Origin of the sequence: Pontibacillus salicampi (assembly GCF_042434395.1) — a bacterium.
Lineage (GTDB): Bacteria > Bacillota > Bacilli > Bacillales > BH030062 > Pontibacillus > Pontibacillus salicampi.
Genome location: NZ_JBHLTP010000003.1, coordinates 280,820 through 299,800 on the forward strand (window position 1 = coordinate 280,820; position 18,981 = coordinate 299,800).

At 39.6% G+C, this 18,981-nt stretch carries 24 protein-coding genes; 12 read left to right on the forward strand and 12 right to left on the reverse strand.

Annotation, left to right across the window (positions count from 1 at the left end; translation table 11 throughout):
• Positions 1-36: 36 nt before the first annotated feature.
• The 9 genes from ACFFGV_RS02805 to ACFFGV_RS02845 form a co-directional block, all read right to left on the reverse strand.
• Positions 37-198, reverse strand: a complete 162-nt coding sequence (locus ACFFGV_RS02805; protein ID WP_377345050.1) for a hypothetical protein — start codon at positions 196-198, stop codon at positions 37-39.
• A 114-nt stretch (positions 199-312) separates the two neighbouring features.
• Positions 313-1,026 carry an RNA polymerase sporulation sigma factor SigK gene (gene sigK / locus ACFFGV_RS02810; RefSeq protein WP_377345051.1) on the reverse strand — a complete coding sequence of 238 codons (714 nt, stop codon included), beginning with the start codon at positions 1,024-1,026 and terminating at the stop codon, positions 313-315.
• 145 nt (positions 1,027-1,171) lie between these two features.
• The gene (gene mnhG, locus ACFFGV_RS02815) at positions 1,172-1,519 is read right to left on the reverse strand and encodes a monovalent cation/H(+) antiporter subunit G (protein WP_377345845.1); all 348 of its coding nucleotides are present in this window, start codon (positions 1,517-1,519) and stop codon (positions 1,172-1,174) included.
• A complete protein-coding gene (locus tag ACFFGV_RS02820; RefSeq protein ID WP_377345846.1) occupies positions 1,509-1,790 on the reverse strand; it encodes a Na(+)/H(+) antiporter subunit F1 in 282 nt (93 codons plus the stop codon). The genes mnhG and ACFFGV_RS02820 overlap by 11 nt, the downstream gene beginning before the upstream one ends.
• 29 nt (positions 1,791-1,819) lie before the next feature.
• Positions 1,820-2,296: a Na+/H+ antiporter subunit E gene (locus ACFFGV_RS02825; RefSeq protein ID WP_377345052.1), complete on the reverse strand. Its 477-nt coding sequence runs from the start codon at positions 2,294-2,296 to the stop codon at positions 1,820-1,822.
• Between the two features lie 7 nt (positions 2,297-2,303).
• Entirely contained in the window at positions 2,304-3,785 is a 1,482-nt protein-coding gene (locus tag ACFFGV_RS02830) for a Na+/H+ antiporter subunit D (protein ID WP_377345053.1), read from the reverse strand.
• Entirely contained in the window at positions 3,778-4,116 is a 339-nt protein-coding gene (locus ACFFGV_RS02835) for a Na(+)/H(+) antiporter subunit C (RefSeq protein WP_377345054.1), read from the reverse strand. Before ACFFGV_RS02835 ends, ACFFGV_RS02830 begins: the two co-directional genes overlap by 8 nt.
• Position 4,117: 1 nt before the next feature.
• Entirely contained in the window at positions 4,118-6,451 is a 2,334-nt protein-coding gene (locus ACFFGV_RS02840) for a Na+/H+ antiporter subunit A (protein ID WP_377345055.1), read from the reverse strand.
• A gap of 285 nt (positions 6,452-6,736) precedes the next feature.
• Positions 6,737-6,877 carry a sporulation histidine kinase inhibitor Sda gene (locus ACFFGV_RS02845; RefSeq protein WP_377345056.1) on the reverse strand — a complete coding sequence of 47 codons (141 nt, stop codon included), beginning with the start codon at positions 6,875-6,877 and terminating at the stop codon, positions 6,737-6,739.
• A gap of 462 nt (positions 6,878-7,339) precedes the next feature.
• On the opposite strand from ACFFGV_RS02845, the gene ACFFGV_RS02850 reads away from it, so the two are divergent.
• From ACFFGV_RS02850 to ACFFGV_RS02885, 8 genes are read left to right on the forward strand one after another with little or no spacing between them, the layout of a single operon-like run.
• On the forward strand, positions 7,340-7,870 hold the full coding sequence (locus ACFFGV_RS02850; RefSeq protein WP_377345057.1) for a YqeG family HAD IIIA-type phosphatase: 531 nt from the start codon (positions 7,340-7,342) through the stop codon (positions 7,868-7,870).
• On the forward strand, positions 7,858-8,958 hold the full coding sequence (gene yqeH / locus ACFFGV_RS02855) for a ribosome biogenesis GTPase YqeH (protein WP_377345058.1): 1,101 nt from the start codon (positions 7,858-7,860) through the stop codon (positions 8,956-8,958). Before ACFFGV_RS02850 ends, yqeH begins: the two co-directional genes overlap by 13 nt.
• 17 nt (positions 8,959-8,975) lie before the next feature.
• A complete protein-coding gene (gene aroE / locus ACFFGV_RS02860; RefSeq protein ID WP_377345059.1) occupies positions 8,976-9,815 on the forward strand; it encodes a shikimate dehydrogenase in 840 nt (279 codons plus the stop codon).
• Between the two features lie 2 nt (positions 9,816-9,817).
• Complete coding sequence (gene yhbY / locus ACFFGV_RS02865; protein ID WP_377345060.1) at positions 9,818-10,108, forward strand: ribosome assembly RNA-binding protein YhbY; 291 nt, start codon at positions 9,818-9,820, stop codon at positions 10,106-10,108.
• Between the two features lie 13 nt (positions 10,109-10,121).
• The gene (locus tag ACFFGV_RS02870; protein ID WP_377345061.1) at positions 10,122-10,700 is read left to right on the forward strand and encodes a nicotinate-nucleotide adenylyltransferase; all 579 of its coding nucleotides are present in this window, start codon (positions 10,122-10,124) and stop codon (positions 10,698-10,700) included.
• Positions 10,678-11,241, forward strand: coding sequence for a bis(5'-nucleosyl)-tetraphosphatase (symmetrical) YqeK (gene yqeK / locus ACFFGV_RS02875; RefSeq protein WP_377345062.1), 564 nt, complete (start codon positions 10,678-10,680; stop codon positions 11,239-11,241). Before ACFFGV_RS02870 ends, yqeK begins: the two co-directional genes overlap by 23 nt.
• 22 nt (positions 11,242-11,263) lie before the next feature.
• Complete coding sequence (rsfS, locus tag ACFFGV_RS02880; protein WP_377345063.1) at positions 11,264-11,632, forward strand: ribosome silencing factor; 369 nt, start codon at positions 11,264-11,266, stop codon at positions 11,630-11,632.
• A 2-nt stretch (positions 11,633-11,634) separates the two neighbouring features.
• Entirely contained in the window at positions 11,635-12,384 is a 750-nt protein-coding gene (locus ACFFGV_RS02885) for a class I SAM-dependent DNA methyltransferase (RefSeq protein WP_377345064.1), read from the forward strand.
• Positions 12,385-12,477: 93 nt separating this feature from the next.
• On the opposite strand, the gene comER is transcribed toward ACFFGV_RS02885, so the two are convergent.
• Positions 12,478-13,299: a late competence protein ComER gene (gene comER / locus ACFFGV_RS02890; RefSeq protein ID WP_377345065.1), complete on the reverse strand. Its 822-nt coding sequence runs from the start codon at positions 13,297-13,299 to the stop codon at positions 12,478-12,480.
• A 75-nt stretch (positions 13,300-13,374) separates the two neighbouring features.
• On the opposite strand from comER, the gene ACFFGV_RS02895 reads away from it, so the two are divergent.
• The 3 genes from ACFFGV_RS02895 (at position 13,375) to ACFFGV_RS02905 (ending at position 16,852) form a co-directional block, all read left to right on the forward strand.
• Positions 13,375-13,968 (forward strand): helix-hairpin-helix domain-containing protein, encoded by a 594-nt coding sequence (locus tag ACFFGV_RS02895; protein ID WP_377345066.1) that lies wholly within the window; start codon positions 13,375-13,377, stop codon positions 13,966-13,968.
• A 66-nt stretch (positions 13,969-14,034) separates the two neighbouring features.
• Positions 14,035-14,622 (forward strand): ComE operon protein 2, encoded by a 588-nt coding sequence (locus ACFFGV_RS02900; RefSeq protein ID WP_377345067.1) that lies wholly within the window; start codon positions 14,035-14,037, stop codon positions 14,620-14,622.
• A 1-nt stretch (position 14,623) separates the two neighbouring features.
• Positions 14,624-16,852: a DNA internalization-related competence protein ComEC/Rec2 gene (locus tag ACFFGV_RS02905; RefSeq protein ID WP_377345068.1), complete on the forward strand. Its 2,229-nt coding sequence runs from the start codon at positions 14,624-14,626 to the stop codon at positions 16,850-16,852.
• A 123-nt stretch (positions 16,853-16,975) separates the two neighbouring features.
• On the opposite strand, the gene ACFFGV_RS02910 is transcribed toward ACFFGV_RS02905, so the two are convergent.
• Positions 16,976-17,113 (reverse strand): YqzM family protein, encoded by a 138-nt coding sequence (locus ACFFGV_RS02910; protein WP_377345069.1) that lies wholly within the window; start codon positions 17,111-17,113, stop codon positions 16,976-16,978.
• Positions 17,114-17,418: 305 nt separating this feature from the next.
• On the opposite strand from ACFFGV_RS02910, the gene holA reads away from it, so the two are divergent.
• Positions 17,419-18,456 (forward strand): DNA polymerase III subunit delta, encoded by a 1,038-nt coding sequence (gene holA / locus ACFFGV_RS02915; protein ID WP_377345070.1) that lies wholly within the window; start codon positions 17,419-17,421, stop codon positions 18,454-18,456.
• 93 nt (positions 18,457-18,549) lie between these two features.
• On the opposite strand, the gene rpsT is transcribed toward holA, so the two are convergent.
• Positions 18,550-18,816, reverse strand: a complete 267-nt coding sequence (gene rpsT, locus ACFFGV_RS02920) for a 30S ribosomal protein S20 (protein ID WP_377345071.1) — start codon at positions 18,814-18,816, stop codon at positions 18,550-18,552.
• Between the last annotated feature and the right edge of the window lie 165 nt (positions 18,817-18,981).

Genomic DNA, 18,981 nt, shown 5'->3' on the forward strand with positions numbered 1-18,981 from the left:
AGGTACTATATAAAAAGCTGCTGAGCTCCCAGCAGCTTATCGGTAATACGAGCTATAGTAATAAAAACCACCAAAGACAAGTAATAGAATTAACAATACGACTAACAGTGCTAAAGCATAGCCGCCATAATATGGGCGATAGCCATAGGGTACTGGATAAGGGGTATAGGGGTAACATCCATATCCCAAATAGCTCAATTTGCTCCCTCCTTAAATATATCATAGTTATAACCATGATATGAGTGGAGCAGCAAAACGTTTGGGGAGGAGCCTAGTAGAAGAGAGTTTGATGAAAAAGAGTGCTGGTGTCTGTTAAGAGGAAGATTTTTGTTTTTCTTTTCGATAGAACTCATGAAAAATTTTCATTAAAGCTCGTTTTTCAATGCGAGAAACATAGCTTCTGGAAATGCCTAATTTTTTTGCTATTTCTCTTTGGGTTAGTTCATCTTTCAGACCCAGTCCGTATCTTCCAATTATTACTTCTTTCTCTCGTTTATCTAAAATTTGTAAGTATTCCTGTATCTTCTCCACTTCCATATTTAATTGAATTAACTCCACTACATCAGCGTTTTCTGCCTTTAAGATATCAATGAGACTAATCTCATTCCCTTCTTTGTCCTGACCAATTGGATCCTGAAGAGAGACATCCTTTTTCGTTTTTTTCAACGCCCTTAGATGCATCAATATTTCATTTTCTATACACCTTGCTGCGTACGTAGCTAATTTCGTACCCTTCCCTGGTGAAAAGCTCTCAATGCCTTTAATCAAGCCAATTGTTCCAATAGAAATTAAATCCTCATTATCCTCGCCGGTGTTTTCAAATTTCTTTACGATATGTGCAACTAAACGAAGGTTGTGTTCAATCAATTTGTTTCTGGCATCTTCATCACCGTTTTGCATATCCTCTAAACATTTAGCTTCTTCTTCTGGACTAAGAGGTTGTGGGAAGGCATGATTTTTTACATAGGATACAAAAAATATCGTTTCTTTGAAGAGATATACCAGAGCAGACAACAAAGTGGACAACGCATGCACCTCCACATAGGTCTTTAGGCAATTGCCTATATAGTCACCTTATGCGAGATATTAAGAATTGTGTCTGTCCTTGTGAAAAAGAGGAGGATACCAATGAAAAAAACCTGACACAACGGGGTGTCAGGTTTTTTAATCTTTATTTAATTGCTTTATGGTAATCATCTTTCACACTTCGGTCCCATAGTTTTACACCACTTCTATATGCGGCTCTGGAAATCATATGACCTGATACAGGGGCAGTAAGTAATACGAAGATAATACCAAGAATTAATTTACCGCTAACTATCCCATGTTCAATGAACATAAATAAGAATGCGCCAATCATAATTCCCGCAACACCAAGCGTTGCCCCTTTAGTTGCAGCATGTAATCGAGTGTACACATCTGGGAAACGAATGATGCCAATGGAACTAGACAATATAAAGAAAGTTCCACTTATGAGAAAGATAATGATAACGATATGCCATAACATTTCAATCAACATCTCGTTCAATGATAACACCCTTTTCTAGGAATTTTGCAATGGCTATAGTACCAATAAATAACAAAATACCAATCAATAATATAACATCATTCAATTTAGTAGTGACAAGATAGATGGCAATAAGGCCAGCTAACGCCATAAGGTTAATACCAATCGTATCGAGCGCAACGGCCCGGTCTGGGTTAGTAGGACCTTTAATGGCACGATAGAGAAGCAAAATGATGGATATGGATACAACTCCTATACAAATTTCCGTTACGCTGTAGAGAATGGTCTCTGTAAGCTCTAGAGCTTCCTTCACTATCTTGTCACCTCCTTAATGGCACGTTCAAAGGAATCTTTAATGGCACTGATTTCTTCCTCAACATCCTCTATATTCATAGCATGAACGTATATATAGGAATGATCATTTGAAACCGCAATGGATAATGTTCCTGGAGTAAGCGTAACAAGATTAGCCAATAGGGTAATCTCCCAGTTGCTTTTCAAGTCAATCGGTAAGGCGAAAATACCAGGTTCCATGTTCAGGTTTGGTTTGTACACCCATTTGAGGATGGAGATGTTGGAGAGTATTAATTCCTTCGCAAACAATAAAACCAAATAAACAATCTTAAATAAACGCTTCATATAAAACTCATCTGGGATAAATCTCTGCAATAAGAACAGGAGGACAATTCCCAATAAATAACCAAGGACGAAGTTGCTAAATGAATAGCTCTCATTCAGGAACATCCACATGATGGCTATTGTTATATTTAATACAATTTGAAAAGGCATAAGTAGTTTACTCCTTTAATACGGATTCAATATATTCGGATGGGTCTAGTAAATAGGTGGAAATATCCTCTACAAATGGATAAACCAGCTCTGCGCCCGCCCCAAGGAACACTGAGAAGAAAACTAGGAATGCAATCGGCCAAGTGTATTTCTTGGACAAGGTGAGGTTCGGAGTGATTGTGTCATCTTTCTCTCCCCAGAATCCTTGGATAAAGATTCGAATCATGGAGAAAAGAATCAACAGACTCGTAATTAAACCTACTATAACCAGAGCTATTCTGCCTTGTTCTAAACCAGCCTGCAATAATAGCAGTTTGCCAATAAATCCGCTGAACGGCGGTATGCCTGCCAGAGTGATAGAAGCGATTAAGAACAACCAGCCAAGTACAGGGTAGTGATGAATTAATCCACCCATTTTTCGTAAGTCACTCGTACCTGCAAGAGCAGCAATAGCTCCAACAAGTAAAAACAGTGATCCTTTTACAATCATATCATGTACTAAATAGTAAACAGAGCCAGAGAGTGAGGCTTCCGTATTTAAGCCAATGCCCATTAGCATGAACCCAACTGCAGGAATGATATTGTACGCTACGATTAGTTTAATATTGTGTGTGGATAACGCGCCAATTACTCCAAAGAGCATGGTAAAGGCAGCTAGCCATAAAAATAACTGATGTGTTATATCGGTATCATGTACAAATATAATCGTAAACACTCTAATAATAGAATAGATGCCCACTTTAGTTAGGAGAGCTCCAAACAATGCAGATACTACAGGGTTAGGAACAATATAGGATTTAGGTAACCAATAATATAGTGGGAAAATCGCTGCCTTCGTAGCAAACACAAAGAATAATAGTATAGCGATTGTAGTTAAGATTCCTTTTTGGTCCACTTGCTGTACACGTTCTCCAATTTGAGCCATGTTGACTGTACCAACTACTGAATATAAGAAAGAAATTACAGTAACAAAAAGAATGGAGGAAAACAGATTTAACAGCACGTATTTAATGGATTCTCTTAATTGAACCTTCCCTGAACCCAACACAATTAACCCGTATGAGGCCATAAGCAGCACCTCAAAGAAAACAAATAGGTTAAAGAGGTCGCCGGTTAAGAAAGCACCGGAAACGCCAGTGATGAGAAGAAAGAAAAAGGTATAGAAGTAGAAGGATTCCTGTTTCTCTGACAAGCTTCTTGAGGCATAGAATACACAAGCTACTCCAATAATATTGGTAGTAATAATTAGTAGAACAGAAAGCATATCCGCTACAAGGATAATACCGTAGGGAGCTTTCCATCCACCTGTTTCTAGTATGACAGATCCGTTCATTGACACTTCATATCCAAGGTATAATGCTATAGCTAAACTTACAATTGCCATAATTTTCGAGAATAATCGCACGAATGTAAGCTTCCGAGGAATGAAGGCCGCTATGATTCCCGATAGGAGTGGTATTAGTATAGGTAATACGGCTAAATTACTCATGATCGCTGCCCCTTAATTCGTCCATATTGTCTGTTTCGTTTAATTGAGAAGCTCTATAAGCCAACACTAGTAAAAAGCTGGTAACACCAAAGCTTATTACGATAGAGGTCAAAATGAGAGCTTGAGGTAGAGGGTCTACATAATTTGTTACACCCTCTACTAAAATAGGAGGTTTCCCTCGCTTTAGCTTACCCATTGTTAAGATAAACAAGTGTGCTCCGTGAGATAATAATGCAGTACCTATAACAATACGAAGCATTTGCTTTTGAAGTAGGTTGTAAATGCCAGTGGCAAATAATATACCAGCTAACATGGAAGTAACTATTTCCATCTTATTCGGCCTCCTTCTTACCACGGCGAAGTTTAATCATTCCATAGATGCCAAGAGCTGCAATGCCGAGTACAGCAATCTCGAATAACGTATCGAGTCCACGCATATCGACAAGGATGACGTTTACAACGTTTTTACCGCCACCGAGTGATTTGGAGGTTTCTAAGAAATAATCAGAGATAGGCTCAAACCACTTACTGTTATAAGAAGAAATTCCAACCAGCGTCATCATAGCTCCAAATGCAATCGCAATGGTTCCGTTCAATAATTTCGTCCCAAAGGATTCCTGCCTTTTTTCAAGCTTAGGAAGATGCATAAAGGCTAGTAGGAACAATGCAACAGTGACCGTTTCAATGATCAATTGTGTTAGGGCAAGGTCAGGTGCTCTATACAAGACAAATAGTATAGATAATCCATAACCGACAACACCCAGGATGAGAATGGCCGCGATACGGTTGTTGGTAAATATTGTAGCAATGGCTGCGAATATCATCATTCCTACTACTAATAATTCCGGTATAGTAATGGAAGCTGTGGCTGTCCCTTGGAGGCTGATACCTTCTGTTAAGAACAGCACGGCAAACGTAACTATTATGATGGCAGATAGTACATATTGTACATAATGCTTTATAGACCCAGTCATATAGGTTTTAGTCAATGCTGAGGAGAAGCTTTCTGCTTTATCAACCAGCCAATCATATACCCTGTTAAAGCTCAAGGTTCCTGGGAATACGGAGTAAATCCGATTCCATCGTGTTCGAGTCATAGTAAGCAGGGTACCAATTGCGACCACAGCTAAGGACATAAATAGCGGTGGTTTCCATCCATGCCAGAATTTGATGTGCTTGTCTGTTTCTTTTTCGTTAATGGCTTCATACACGTGACCAAGAAGCGGTTCATTAACGAAATGAGGGAATAGACCGATGATAATAACACCTAATACTAGAATAATTGGTGAAATTAGCATTCCAAATGGAGCCTCGTGTGCCTTCTTCGGAAGCTCCTCTTCTTGATATTTTCCTCTGAAAGTACCAAAGAATAAATACATGGAATACACAAAAGTAAAAATACTGCCAAGTACTGCTAAATAAGGGAAGATGGTTGAAAGCAAGGAAGCGTAAGAAACCTCTTCCGCTAAGTGTACAGATGCATCAAAGAACAATTCTTTACTATAGAATCCATTTAAGAATGGCAACGGCACTCCTGCCATAGAAAAGGTACCGAATAACGCTAATGTTGCCGTTATGGGCATTAATGTCATAAGCCCGCCAAGCTTTCGAATATCTCTTGTACCCGTTTCATGGTCGACTATGCCTGCTACCATAAAGAGGCTTCCTTTAAAGGTAGCATGGTTCAGAATATGAAAGACAGCAGCAAAAATGGCTGTACTCGTACCAAAGCCAAGCATTGCCATAATCATTCCAAGCTGACTAATTGTAGAATAAGCTAAAATCCCTTTTAAATCTGTCTGTCGAACAGCCATAAAGGAGCCCCAGCAAAGGGTAGCAATACCAAAACTGCTCACGATGATAAAGAACCACTCGCTTTGTGCGAAAATCGGTAAAAAGCGAGCGATAAGAAAGATACCGGCTTTAACCATCGTAGCTGAGTGCAGATAGGCACTAACAGGAGTTGGTGCTTCCATAGCATCTGGCAGCCAGATGTGGAATGGAAACTGAGCTGACTTAGTAAACGCACCAAGAAATACAAACCCTAAAATCCACCCAAAGTATGGGCTGTTAAAAATAACATCCTTCTGTTCCATCATAGTTTGGATACTAGTCGTATCGGCTGCAATATTTAATAAGATTAAACCGCCCAGTAAACTCAAACCACCAAAAACCGTAATAAGCATGGATTTTAATGCACCATAGCGGGAGCCTTTCCGATGATTCCAATATCCAATTAATAAGAAGGAAGACAGGGACGTTAACTCCCAGAATGTGTACAGAACATAAATGTTGTCGGAGAATACCACTCCAAACATAGCAGCCATAAACATGAGTAAATACACGTAAAAATGAGCTAATTGTTCTGTTTTATGTAAGTAATACACGGAATACAGGACAACAAGGGTACCGATTCCACTAATAAGTAAACCGAACAGCAGCCCCAAGCCATCGATATAAAAAGAAAAGTTAATATGGAGGGACGGGATCCATGGATAGGATTCTTTTATTGGAGAGAATCCACTCCCGACCTTCGAGATAAGATAAATAAACACACTTAAAGGAACTAGCAAAACAAACCAGCCTGTGTGTATTTTATCTTTGAGCCTGCTTAATAAAGGTATAAAAATCGCAAAAAGTAAAGGTAAAAATACAGCAATTAACATTCAGCCTTAATCCTCCCACGTTGTGTAAAGGTTTATATTTCCTCTCACATACGAATTTCGTGTTGTATTTATATCCATTCCATTGTAATCAAAAAATGTGGTTCGATTCAACTAATGATACCTACCAAACGCTATTGGAATGCAATTGGGAAAGGAATGGATACTATCTAAAGAAACTATAAGATTCAGTTTACCCATAAAGAGAGTCGTTGAGTAATCTTAATATGTTTATTAACTACAAAAAAAACCTTATCACAATTAAGTGATAAGGTATAGAAGAATTGCCTAACTTGTTCTTCTAATAGGGTAGGTGAGAGATCTTCGTTGTAGTTCTTCTTCAATAAGCTGAATAAATTCAGAGCTTAAATTCAATTCAATGGCTTTTTGATAGGACTCTACTAACAGTTCGTCAGACAAATGCTCCATATGAACTCGCCAGCAATAAAGACAGGCTCACACCTCCTATAGGAAATACATGTAACCGTTTATCTCAAAGAGTTGTTCGTACAAGTGATTGTTTGAATGTAAATTAACTTTATCATGAATTACAAAGCCCCACAACTACCATGATATCCACAGGCAATTGTATATAACTTGTTAATAACGCGAAAATATTGGAAGAATAAACCATGGTTACGCTGTGGGTAATGTGGAGCAAGTTATCCACACTTTCAAATTTGTAGGAATTTGTCGAACACTTTCTTGCATTTTTTATTAGACAGACTTACAATGAATATCTTTCGACAACCATATGCTATCTACTAATCATTTTTATGTGCTATAGGAGAAGAAAAAAGATAAAAAAGTTAAAGTTTCTTTTGAAAGGGAAAGCTAAATTGTATATCATGAGTAAGTGGTGAATTGTCCGGAATTAATGAGGTGAACCTTGTGTTGAAAATGTTTTTACCAAATGAACATGTTGAATCTATATTTGAAATACGACCTTCTGAGCTGAAAGAGAAGGGCATTAAAGGTGTAGTCACAGATTTAGACAATACGCTTGTGGCGTGGGACCAAAGAGATGCTACACCTGAAATTGTCGAGTGGTTTAAGCTGATGAAGGATAATGGTATTCAAGTAACCATTATATCGAACAATAATGAAAATCGTGTCACTACCTTCTCAGAACCGCTGAATATTCCATTTATATATAGTGCCAGAAAACCACTTAGACAGGCCTTCCGAAAAGCAAGGAAATCCATGAACCTGGAAAAAGGGGAAATAGCAGTAGTTGGTGATCAGTTATTGACGGATGTCCTAGGAGGAAATCGTGCTAATTTGTACACGATATTAGTCGTTCCGATTGTCCAGACAGACGGGTTTATTACTAGATTTAATCGTAAAATAGAGCGCCGTTTGTTGAACTGGTTCCGAAAACGAGGAAAGATTTCATGGGAGGAACAGAAATGGAAAAAATGATTTGTCAGGGCTGCGGGGCAGAAATTCAGACCGAGGACCAAAGCGCACCAGGATACGCTCCTGCTTCAGCATTGCAGCGAACTGAAATTATCTGTAAACGCTGCTTTCGTTTGAAGCATTATAATGAGGTTCAGGACGTTGATTTAACGAATGATGACTTTCTGGAGATGTTAAATCAGATTGGTGAGGCAAATGGTATCATTGTTAAAATTATCGATATCTTTGACTTTAACGGTAGCTTTATCCAGGGCCTGCCTCGATTTACAGGGAATAAACCGATTCTGTTAGTTGGTAATAAAGTGGATCTATTACCTAAATCGGTGAACCCTAATAAAGTAAAGCAATGGATGAGAAAATCTGCAAAAGATCAGGGTCTAAAGGTAACAGATGTTCATCTCGTATCTGCCAAAAGCGGAGAAGGTATGCAAGATACGGCAAATGCAATGGACCAGCTGAGGAAAGGGCAGGATGTATATGTAGTTGGCTGTACGAACGTAGGAAAATCTACGTTTATTAATCATCTTATACACAGCTCGACCGGAGAAAAGGAAGCTATCACAACTTCCTATTTTCCTGGTACCACACTAGGTTTTATCGATATACCATTGGATGATTCCTCTTCTCTCTTTGATACGCCTGGTATTATTAATCATCATCAGATGGCCCATTATGTATCGAGAAACGATTTGAAGCAGATTACACCTAATAAAGAAGTGAAGCCTAAAACGTATCAATTAAATGAAAATCAAACCCTCTATATTGGCGGGTTAGCTCGTCTTGATTTTGAGAAGGGGGAAAGGCACTCCTTTGTGTGCTATTTCTCTAATGATTTACTCATTCATCGCACAAAACTAGAAAATGCAGATGAATTGTATGAGAAACAGGTAGGAGACATGCTGAGTCCTCCAGATGAAGAAACAAGATCCCAATTACCTCCATTAAAAGCACAATCCTTTTATGTTGAAGATGGAAAAACAGATATTGTGTTTTCAGGGCTTGGATGGATTACCGTTCCAGAGGGAGGAGTCTCTATTACGGCACATACCCCTGAAGGAGTTCGAGTTTCCTTGCGTTCATCATTAATATAAGCAGGAGGGAGTACAGTATGAATTATCTTTTCGGATTAATTGGGTATCCTGCCAAACACTCAAAGTCTCCTTGGATTCATCAGCATTTCTTGGATCAACAAAGCTTACATGGTGCATATCAGATTTGGGAAACGTCTCCTGAAGGGCTCAAAGACACGTTATCCTCCATGAAAAAATTGGCTGTAGATGGGTTTAACGTCACGGTACCATATAAGGAAAAAGTGATGGATTATTTGGACGAAATTGATCCTTACGCCGAAAAAGTAGGTGCAGTTAATACGGTACTTTTGCGAGATGGTAAGTGGATTGGTTACAATACGGATGGAAGAGGTTTTGTTCGTTCGCTCCAAGAAACATATCCACATACTCGTTTATCGGAGAAAAAAGCGCTGCTTATAGGTGCTGGTGGAGCGGCAAGGGGAATATATGCAGCTTTATTAGAGGAGAATATGCAGCGAGTAGATATTGCAAACCGAACGAAGGAACGTGCAGAGGCGTTGCTGCCTTTAAATACCTCTAGTGCATCATCTTCCGCATTATCTTTTCAAGAAGCAGAGGATAATCTTGCCAAGTATGATATTGTCATTCAAACGACTTCAGTTGGGATGACACCGAACGATACGGCAAAGCCGTTTGCTTTAAATCATGTGAAAGACGGAGCAATTGTTGCTGATATTATATATAAACCATTCGAAACGGTGCTGTTACAAGAAGCGCGAGAAAAAGGTGCAAATATCCTGCATGGACATGGCATGCTTGTATATCAAGCAGCGTTGGCATTTGAATTATGGACAGGAACACATGTCGAAGCCAGCCAACTCCTTAAAGAATTTGAACAACAATTGAAAGGTGATTAATTATGCTAACCGGTAAACAAAAACGATTTTTACGCTCTAAAGCTCACCACCTTAATCCTATATTTCAAGTAGGCAAGACGGGTGTAACAGATAATATGATTAACCAGATTGCTGATGTGTTAGAGAAACGAGAACTAATTAAAATCAGTATTCTACAGAATAATTTTGATGATAAAAATGAAGTAGCAAATGAGCTAGCTCAAGGCTCAGGGGCTGAAGTGGTCCAGATTATCGGAAATACCATTGTATTATACAAAGAATCTACCGAGAACAAGGAAATCCAACTACCGTAAAAAGGGGTATAGCATGAAAAAAATTGGACTATTAGGAGGGACGTTTGACCCTCCACATCTCGGGCATCTACTCATTGCGGAAGAAGTATATCATGCACTGGATTTGGATGGCGTCTGGTTTATACCTTCCAATAATCCACCGCATAAGGATGCATCCGATACGAAAACAGAAGACAGAGTAGAAATGACCCGGATAGCGGTCCAAGATAATGAACACTTCCACCTTAATACTATTGAGATGGAGCGATCCGGTACCTCCTATACAGTGGATACGGTAAAGAATCTCGTCGATCGTCATGAGGACACATCTTTTTATTTCATTATGGGGGGAGATATGGTGGAATATCTTCCAAATTGGGAAAGAATTGATCAATTGAATGAGCTGGTGTCCTTTGTCGGTGTCCAACGCTATGGTTATGAGCTTTCGTGTGAGTATCCTGTTGTGAAGGTTGAAATTCCTATGTTCGATGTTTCTTCTACGTTGATCCGGGAGCGTCTCCAATCTGGGGAAACTGCCAGGTATTTATTACCGGAAACCGTTGAAACCTATATAAAGGAGCGGGGATTATATGGAACGAAACGAGGCACTTGATATCCTAAAGCCACAGTTAAAACAAGAAAGATATGATCATACTGTCCGTGTTATGGAAACTGCCATTCAACTGGCTCAAACCTATAATGTCGATGTAAAGAAGACAGAAATAGCTGCGATTTTTCACGATTATGCCAAAAATCGTCCTTTGGATGAGCTGAAGCGTTGGATTAAAAGTACTTATCTGCCTAAGGATTTGCTACACTATCACCATGAACTATGGCATGGTCCAGTTGGAGCAAAGCTTGTGGAAAAAGAAGTAGGAATTCATGATCGGGAAATTTTGGATGCCATCCAGTACCATACAACAGGACGAGCTCATATGACTATGCTGGATAAGGTTATTTTTTTGGCGGATTACATTGAACCAGGACGGAAATTTCCAGGGCTGGAAGAGGTTCGTAAAGCTGCATGGGAGGATATAAACAAAGGGTGCTGGCTCGCTTCCCAAAACACAGTATCCTTTCTCATGAGTAAAAGTCAGCCCGTTTATCCGGAAACGTTCCACGCGTATAACGCATTTACACGGATGGTCAAATAATATTGTTGGAGGAAATGTGTACATGGAAAGCAAAGAATTAATGCAGCTAGCCGCGAAGGCTTCTGATGATAAAAGAGCAGAGGACATTGTTGTACTAGATATGCAAAATGTTTCTCTTATTGCAGATTATTTTTTAATTTGTCATGGTAGTAATGAACGACAGGTCCAAGCAATAGCACGTGGTATTAAAGAAGAAGTAGAAGAAGTAGGTATTGACGTGAAGAGGCTGGAAGGTTTTGAGCATTCCAGATGGATTCTTGTCGATTTAGGTGATGTGGTGTGCCATATATTCCACGAGGATGATAGAGGGTACTACAATCTAGAGCGACTGTGGGGAGATGCTCCAACGTACACCTATCAGGATATTGAGCCTCCAGAGGATTATGCGTAGGCATGAGCTATAGACGGTTCGCTGAAGTCTATGACCAATTAATGCAGGATGTACCTTATGAAAGTTGGGTTCATTATACTGAGCATTTCTTTCAGCAGCTGGACACTCCTGTAGAGCATATATTGGATCTCGGCACAGGTACTGGTGAGATTGCTATAAGGCTTAGTCAACGGGGGTACCAGGTTACTGGCGTGGATTTATCAGAGGAAATGCTTACTCTAGCCCAGCACAAAGCACAGCAAGCTAATGCTCCTGTACAGTGGCTTCACATGGATATAACGGATATGGCTTTAACCAGATCTTACGATGCTGTCATCAGCTACTGTGACGTTTTAAATTACATTCACGAAGAACAAGCACTAAAGCAATTTTTCGCTAACGCTTATCAGCTGCTAAATGAGAATGGTTTGTTGTTATTTGATGTACATTCTATTGGTTATGTAGATGAATTCCTGGCAAATCAAACGTTTGGACATGTAGGCGATGAGGTTACGTATATTTGGTTTTGTGAGGAGCAGGAAAAGCCGTACTCCGTACAGCATGACCTGACCTTCTTTGTGAAAAATGGGAATCAATATGACCGGTTTGAAGAAATACACGTACAACAAACGCACCCTGTGGAGGAGTATATAAAATGGCTGGAGGAAGCTGGGTTGGAGCTAATTCAAATTTCAGCTGATTTTCATACGAATCCCGGCTATGATGAACAACAAAATGATCGAATATTCTTCACAGCACAAAAACGCAAGTAAGGAGTCTTATTAAACAGATTCCCTGCTTGCGTTTTTCGTCTGTAATTTTTTGCAGGAAAAGAAGGATTACGGTAATTCCTGTCGAATATCATACTACACCTTTAATTGAGCTGATATCTCCCGTTTATCCTCAGCGTATTTGTCATGTGTTTTTTGGAACAATTGATTAAACATATCTCCTAATTCCTGTTCCAAAATCTGAATCCCCTCTCCGGTTACACCGCCTTTCACACACACTTTTTCCTGTAGTGAGCTTAGCGTATAATGCCCTTGCTTCATTAATGTTCCAAAACCAATTAGCATTTCTGTCATCATCGCTGTCGCTTCATCTTTGGTAATGAGTGTTTCGTCACAGGCAGCATCAATAAACTGTTGAATTAAATAGCTGAAAAAAGCAGGACCACATGAAACTATATCTGATGAAACTCGAGTGATCGTTTCATCGATTTCGAGTGGAACAGAATATAGTTTGACACTTTGTTCAATGAACCCTTTCATAATAGGGGAAACTCTTTTTCCGAAAGTAAGCAGACTGACACCGGTAAGAGCCCTGTTTGTTATGCTTGGGATAATTCTTGCAACCTGACATGGAACCAAATCCTCCAATTCTTCAACCGCATAAGGACTAGTTATCGAAATTAGACACTGTTGATGATGTAAATGATTGCTTATATCAGATAAAAGGGGGTGGATATCCAAAGGTTTTACGCATATGAATAATATGTCGACTTGGTCTGCTAACGATGCGTTATCTGCCGCTACATGTATATCGGGGAATCGCTCCTTCAGTTGGGATGATTTATGTGCAGAGCGATTACTTATATACAGATCTTGTTGCTCCATCACTCCAGCCTCTAACCACGCCTCAATTAAAATGCGCCCCATATTCCCTGTCCCAATGACGCCCCATTTCATGGGCAGTCCCTCCTTTACAATCACTCTCTACAAAATATGTTCCATTACTACTATATGAAGAAAGGTCGTACAATTATGAATCGATTAGGAAAGACACCACTACTCATTGTTGGGGTTTGCTGTTTAATCGTAGTTGCATTCGTATTTAACAAGGAGAAGGAACCGGTAGAAATAACTTCGACTGAATCAACGGTACACCACCATGCTCCAGGGAACGAAGGAGACTCCCCTAAGGCTAGCCCATATGTGTATGTAGATGTTAAAGGGGAAGTTGATAAACCTGGTGTATATAAAATGGAAGAAGGAAAAAGAGTGAAAGATGTCATGGAGAGAGCTGGAGGAATGACAGAGCAAGCAGACCCATTTTCCGTAAACCTAGCACAGAAACTTTTAGATGAAATGGTTATAACGGTTCAAGTTAAGGGAGGGGGAGGAGAAGTACAAAGCCAATCCAGCAGTACTTCTTCTGTAAAAGGAAAAGTTGCGGTTAATCAAGCAACTGTAGAAGAGCTGCAAACTTTGCCTGGAATTGGAGAAAGTAAAGCCGCTGCTATTATACAATTCCGTGAAGAAAATGGACCTTTTAGTAATATTGATGACCTTACAAGCGTAAGTGGCATTGGCGAAAAAACAGTAGAGGGATTTGCTGAGCTTGTTCAGGTGCCGTAGCCTAGTTGACGCTAAATGGAATAGAAAGTACACTAGATAAGAAAAATTCAGAAAAGGGGAACAATCATGAACCGTATTTCTTGGGACCAATATTTTATGATGCAAAGTCATTTACTTGCACTACGAAGCACATGTGAACGTCTTTCCGTCGGAGCAACGATAGTAAGAGATAAACGCATCATCGCTGGGGGATACAATGGTAGTGTTTCAGGCAGTGTACATTGTATTGACGATGGCTGCTACGTCATTGACGGTCATTGTGTCAGAACAATTCATGCCGAAATGAATGCGCTCCTGCAATGTGCTAAATTTGGGGTGCTGACAGAGGGAGCGGAAATATATGTGACTCATTTCCCTTGTTTGCACTGTTGTAAAGCTATAATTCAGGCTGGGATCCAAACGGTTTATTTTGCGCAAGATTATAAGAATCATCCGTATGCAATCCAGTTATTTAACGAGGCAGGGGTTCATACAGAAAAAGTAGAGCTCCACCAGCATATTATTGATACGAATGCCCAGGAAAAGCTTCAGTATGTGAACCGATTGTTACATCGATTGGAAAAAACAAATGCATCAGCTGAAGAAGTAAAGGCCTTACAGGATGAAGCTACATATTTGTTCTCCACCTCCATCGCACCATCAGAAGAGAACTAACATGAACGGCAAACAATACTTACTAGCTACAGGGGCGTTATTAGGAGTGTATATCTCATCCGCCCCTTTTATATGGTTTTGTGTTGCAATAGCAGCCTATACCACACTGCTAATTCGTTGCATGATTCCGTACTACTTCCTATTGCTCGCTCTCCTTCTCTGCACCCTCTTTTATATGTACACACCCTTCGTTACCCCACAACCGCTAACCTCATGGAATAAAGAAATCAGCCTTGAAGGAAGAGTTATTTCCCATCCGTCAGTAGAAAAGGAAAGGGTTCAAATTCAAATACAAGAGAAAGAGGGAGACAAGTGGCTAGGTTTGGTCCAGACGGAAGATGTTTCCAAAGACCTTAAAATAGGTGCTACATGCCACGTGTCAGGAATTGTAGAAGAACCTATTGTAAGTCGCAATCCCGGAGGATTTCACTATAGTAACTTTCTACGCACTAGCGGGATTCAGGGGAGAATTTCTATTCAGAAACAAGACATCGTCTGCCAAGGCTCTTCCCCAAGACACTTCATACATGAAGTTCGAGAGGGAATTATCCAAGAACTCCAACGAACCTACTCAACATCTACAGCTGGGTGGGTGATGACCTTACTGTTAGGAGAGGATAGATATCTAGAGGAGGAAACTGTGGAGTTGTTTCGTCGGTGGAACCTATCTCATCTACTTGCCATCTCGGGTCTTCACGTAGGATTGTGCATAGCTATATTTTCTTTCATATGCCTGCGAGCTGGAATGCTCTCAAAGGAATGGCTTAAGGGTCTGTTGCTGGTGATTTTACCCATTTATGTAATACTGGCAGGGGGAGCTCCTTCCGTTATGAGAGCGGCAAGTATGGCAGAGGCAGCAATACTTCTTTCCTTTCTGCGCCTTCGCATTTCGATTGTTGATGTACTAAGCTTACTAGTAGTTGGGTTCTTGTTGGTGAATCCATTGCTGGCATTTAATATAGGTTTTCAATTTTCATTTTTGGTTACGTTTTCCTTATTATTCTCTCCTAAGCTGTTCCATCATGTTAGCCCGGTTACTGTGCTGCTCCGAATCAGCCTAATAAGTCAGCTAATTCTCCTTCCGTTGCAAGTCCTCTATTTTTATGTTTTAAACCCCGTTTCGCTTTTTGCTAATGTATTCATTGTCCCCCTCTTTTCTTTTATTATCATTCCTTTTTGTTTATTGCTCTTAGTAATGTTGTTATTCCCTATCCAGCTTGCTTTATGGTTGGATACACTCTTCCGTTATGTAATTGACTTCACAGTGAGTATGGTTGATTATATGGATCAGTATGTTCTGTTGGAGTGGGTACTAGGGGAAATGGGTCTTTTGTTTATTATTATGTATTATGTACTGTTTCTTACCTTTATGAGGTGTTGGGAGAATGAGTATCTCCTTAAGTCTTTGTGGTACGGTGTCTTAATGGTAAGCATCCTTATGTTTCATTCCTCCCTTCCTTACCTTTCCTCAGAAGGGAAAGTAACGATGCTGGATATTGGACAAGGTGATACCTTTATTTTGGAGTGGCCTCATCGGAAGCATATTATGTTAATTGATGCAGCTGGGAAGGTATTCTCTGACAAAGAAGAAATTTTTATGTATAATATTATGCCTTATTTACACAGCAGGGGTATTCAAAAGGTGGATTCAATGCTTATTTCTCACAAAGATCACGATCATATGGGAAGTATGGAGGAGGTGTTGAAGCAATTCCATGTGGATACGATTTTAGTCAGTCCCTATTATGAATGGGACACTGGTGACGCAGCAGGAGTACGTTCCATTCACCGTCTCAAGCGTGGAGATGAATTTACTATTGAGAATCAATTATTTGAAGTATTGAACCCTGATAATGAACAAGGAGATAAGAATGATAACTCTTTAGTTGTTTACACACACATGGGCGGGAAAGGATGGTTGTTTACAGGTGACATAAGTACACCCATAGAGGAAGAAATCATGACGCTATACCCAGATAAACAAGTAGATGTTTTGAAGGTAGCCCATCACGGGAGTAAAACGTCCAGTTCATCTGTATTTGTAAATCACTATATGCCCGCTGCTGCCTGGATATCTGTTGGCAAGATGAATCGATATGGACATCCCCATCCTACTATTATTGCTACGTATGAGGATAGAGGTATCCCGATATATCGCACAGATAAACATGGGGCAGTCTCCTACACTTTTTCGAACAATACAGGAACATTCCATACCTTTCTTCCATAGGATAGCATTGTATTCTAACCCAGGAATCGCTGAATGAAACAAAGTAATGCGTACTCCACATAAAAAAAGAGACTGCTCTAACAGTCTCTTTTCCGACTAAGTATTCCGTCTGATGGCGCTTACTTACAAGATGCTAATTAGATTTACCCCTACACCGATTGCGAAAATGATGAAGAAGAAAATGAAAGAGAAAACAAACCCTTTTGCAGAATCAATAACATCGTTTGTCGGTGATTGCACTTCTTTTTTAAATTCGTTCATAAAAGACCCCTCCTATGCCATTTCCTACTATAAGTGATTATACCAGAAAAATCTACACAACGTACAGAAATTCTGTGCCAATTAGCTGGCTTTGTTGACAAGAGTTAACATCCATAGTTTTTTCTTTTTTGGCTATTCTATAAGTAAAGCAAAACATCGTTTGAATTGCAGTATCCTGGGGCTGTTGTTCAAGCGTTTATATAGATGCCGGGGGGAATGGTTAAGCCATTTCCCTTTCTCTTTTCTCTTGAAAGCCTCCGATATTCCATATACCATAAGTTTAGATGTAAATTGGGGGAAAATCGATGGTCTATTTTGACACTTTAAAGGCAATTAAGAAACAACAGTTAGATTCCGTGTACTTACTATATGGAACAGAAAGTTATCTTATAGAAGATATACAGCATGCCATCATCCAGAATGGTCTAAAGCAGGATGAACAGGACGTGAATTTGTCCGTTTACGATTTGGAAGAGTTTCCAATTCAAGAAGTCGTGATGGATGCAGAGACATTTCCTTTTCTAGGGGAAAGGAAAATATTGCTCTGTAAAAATGCCAGTCTGTTTAAAGCGAAGCCGGATAAAACACAGGTAGAGCATGACATGAGTGTGCTTCAGCAATACTTAGAGAACCCTGTCGAGTATTCCATAATGGTGTTCATTGCACCTTATGAAAAGGTGGATGAACGAAAGAAAATAGTAAAGCAAATTAAGAAGTCAGGAAAAGTGGTTCCGTGCCAGCAGCTAAAGGAACATGAAATGACTAACTGGATATACTCTATCTCTAAAGAATTACACATAAACATAGAGTCCCCTGCCATTGATATCATTATTCAAGAAAATGGGACAAACCTCATGTCCATTCGACGGGAACTAGAAAAGATGGCATTATATGTGGGTGAGAGTGGCACAGTTGATAAAGCAACAGCTGAATTATTGTCTTCCCATAATCCGCAAGCTTCGGCGTTGAAATTAGTGGATGCTGTTATGAATCAGAATGTAGAGCGGGCTATATTACTATATAAGGATTTAGAGAAGCAAAATGAGGAGCCCATTGCGTTGTTAGCATTGCTTGCTTCTCAATTCCGTTTAATCCAACAGACAAAATTACTCCAACAAAAAGGCTATACGCAAAATCAAATGGCTCAGCAAATCAAAGCTCATCCTTTCGCTATTAAAATGGCTTTAAAGAGGGAGAGAGGGTTTAGTAACAACCAATTGGGAAGTATTACACAATTATTGACGGAGGCTGATGCTTCCATGAAGCAGGGGAAAATGGAGAAGAATTTATCCTTTGAGTTATTATTATACCGCTTAATTAATGTGAAGAAAAAAAGCAGTTAAAAAAGCACGGGCTGATGCTTCATCAGTCCGTGCTTTTTTGCAAATAAAAACGATCCTGATTGGATCGTTTGTTGGTCATAAACGGGAATATGCTTATGCAGTAAGCTCGTTTACTTTTTTCGTTAGACGAGATTTATGACGGTTACCATTGTTTGCATGGATAATACCTTTGCCTACAGCTTTATCGATTTTACGAGTTGCTGTTAGAAGAGCCTGTTGCGCTTCTTCTTTTTTATTCTCGCTGATTAGACCTTCAACTAGCTTCACTGCAGAACGCATGTCTGATTTGAAGGAGTGGTTTTTAGCGCGTTGGAAACTTTGCGTTACAACGCGTTTTTTAGCTTGTTTGATATTTGCCATATCGTTTCACCTCCCTGGAAGTTTAAGCCTGCTTGTATTATAAGCAATTACTCGAACAAAAGACATTTTATCAAAGCCACAAGAAGTTTTCAATATAAATCATACCTTGTTAAGTAAATTCTCTTGAATGTATGAAAGAGAACCTTCCTGTTTAAGCTAATGAAA

Bases quoted from the DNA above. Each gene is read 5' to 3' on its own strand.
- ACFFGV_RS02870 (WP_377345061.1), top strand. From the start codon at position 10,122: ATGAAAAAAATTGGACTATTAGGAGGGACGTTTGACCCTCCACATCTC.
- yhbY (WP_377345060.1), top strand. From the start codon at position 9,818: ATGCTAACCGGTAAACAAAAACGATTTTTACGCTCTAAAGCTCACCAC.
- mnhG (WP_377345845.1), bottom strand. From the start codon at position 1,519: ATGTTGATTGAAATGTTATGGCATATCGTTATCATTATCTTTCTCATA.
- yqeK (WP_377345062.1), top strand. From the start codon at position 10,678: ATGGAACGAAACGAGGCACTTGATATCCTAAAGCCACAGTTAAAACAA.
- rsfS (WP_377345063.1), top strand. From the start codon at position 11,264: ATGGAAAGCAAAGAATTAATGCAGCTAGCCGCGAAGGCTTCTGATGAT.
- ACFFGV_RS02845 (WP_377345056.1), bottom strand. From the start codon at position 6,877: ATGGAGCATTTGTCTGACGAACTGTTAGTAGAGTCCTATCAAAAAGCC.
- ACFFGV_RS02830 (WP_377345053.1), bottom strand. From the start codon at position 3,785: ATGAGTAATTTAGCCGTATTACCTATACTAATACCACTCCTATCGGGA.
- ACFFGV_RS02825 (WP_377345052.1), bottom strand. From the start codon at position 2,296: ATGCCTTTTCAAATTGTATTAAATATAACAATAGCCATCATGTGGATG.
- ACFFGV_RS02840 (WP_377345055.1), bottom strand. From the start codon at position 6,451: ATGTTAATTGCTGTATTTTTACCTTTACTTTTTGCGATTTTTATACCT.
- aroE (WP_377345059.1), top strand. From the start codon at position 8,976: ATGAATTATCTTTTCGGATTAATTGGGTATCCTGCCAAACACTCAAAG.
- rpsT (WP_377345071.1), bottom strand. From the start codon at position 18,816: ATGGCAAATATCAAACAAGCTAAAAAACGCGTTGTAACGCAAAGTTTC.
- ACFFGV_RS02910 (WP_377345069.1), bottom strand. From the start codon at position 17,113: ATGAACGAATTTAAAAAAGAAGTGCAATCACCGACAAACGATGTTATT.
- ACFFGV_RS02885 (WP_377345064.1), top strand. From the start codon at position 11,635: ATGAGCTATAGACGGTTCGCTGAAGTCTATGACCAATTAATGCAGGAT.
- holA (WP_377345070.1), top strand. From the start codon at position 17,419: ATGGTCTATTTTGACACTTTAAAGGCAATTAAGAAACAACAGTTAGAT.
- ACFFGV_RS02905 (WP_377345068.1), top strand. From the start codon at position 14,624: ATGAACGGCAAACAATACTTACTAGCTACAGGGGCGTTATTAGGAGTG.
- comER (WP_377345065.1), bottom strand. From the start codon at position 13,299: ATGAAATGGGGCGTCATTGGGACAGGGAATATGGGGCGCATTTTAATT.
- ACFFGV_RS02835 (WP_377345054.1), bottom strand. From the start codon at position 4,116: ATGGAAATAGTTACTTCCATGTTAGCTGGTATATTATTTGCCACTGGC.
- ACFFGV_RS02900 (WP_377345067.1), top strand. From the start codon at position 14,035: ATGAACCGTATTTCTTGGGACCAATATTTTATGATGCAAAGTCATTTA.
- ACFFGV_RS02895 (WP_377345066.1), top strand. From the start codon at position 13,375: ATGAATCGATTAGGAAAGACACCACTACTCATTGTTGGGGTTTGCTGT.
- yqeH (WP_377345058.1), top strand. From the start codon at position 7,858: ATGGAAAAAATGATTTGTCAGGGCTGCGGGGCAGAAATTCAGACCGAG.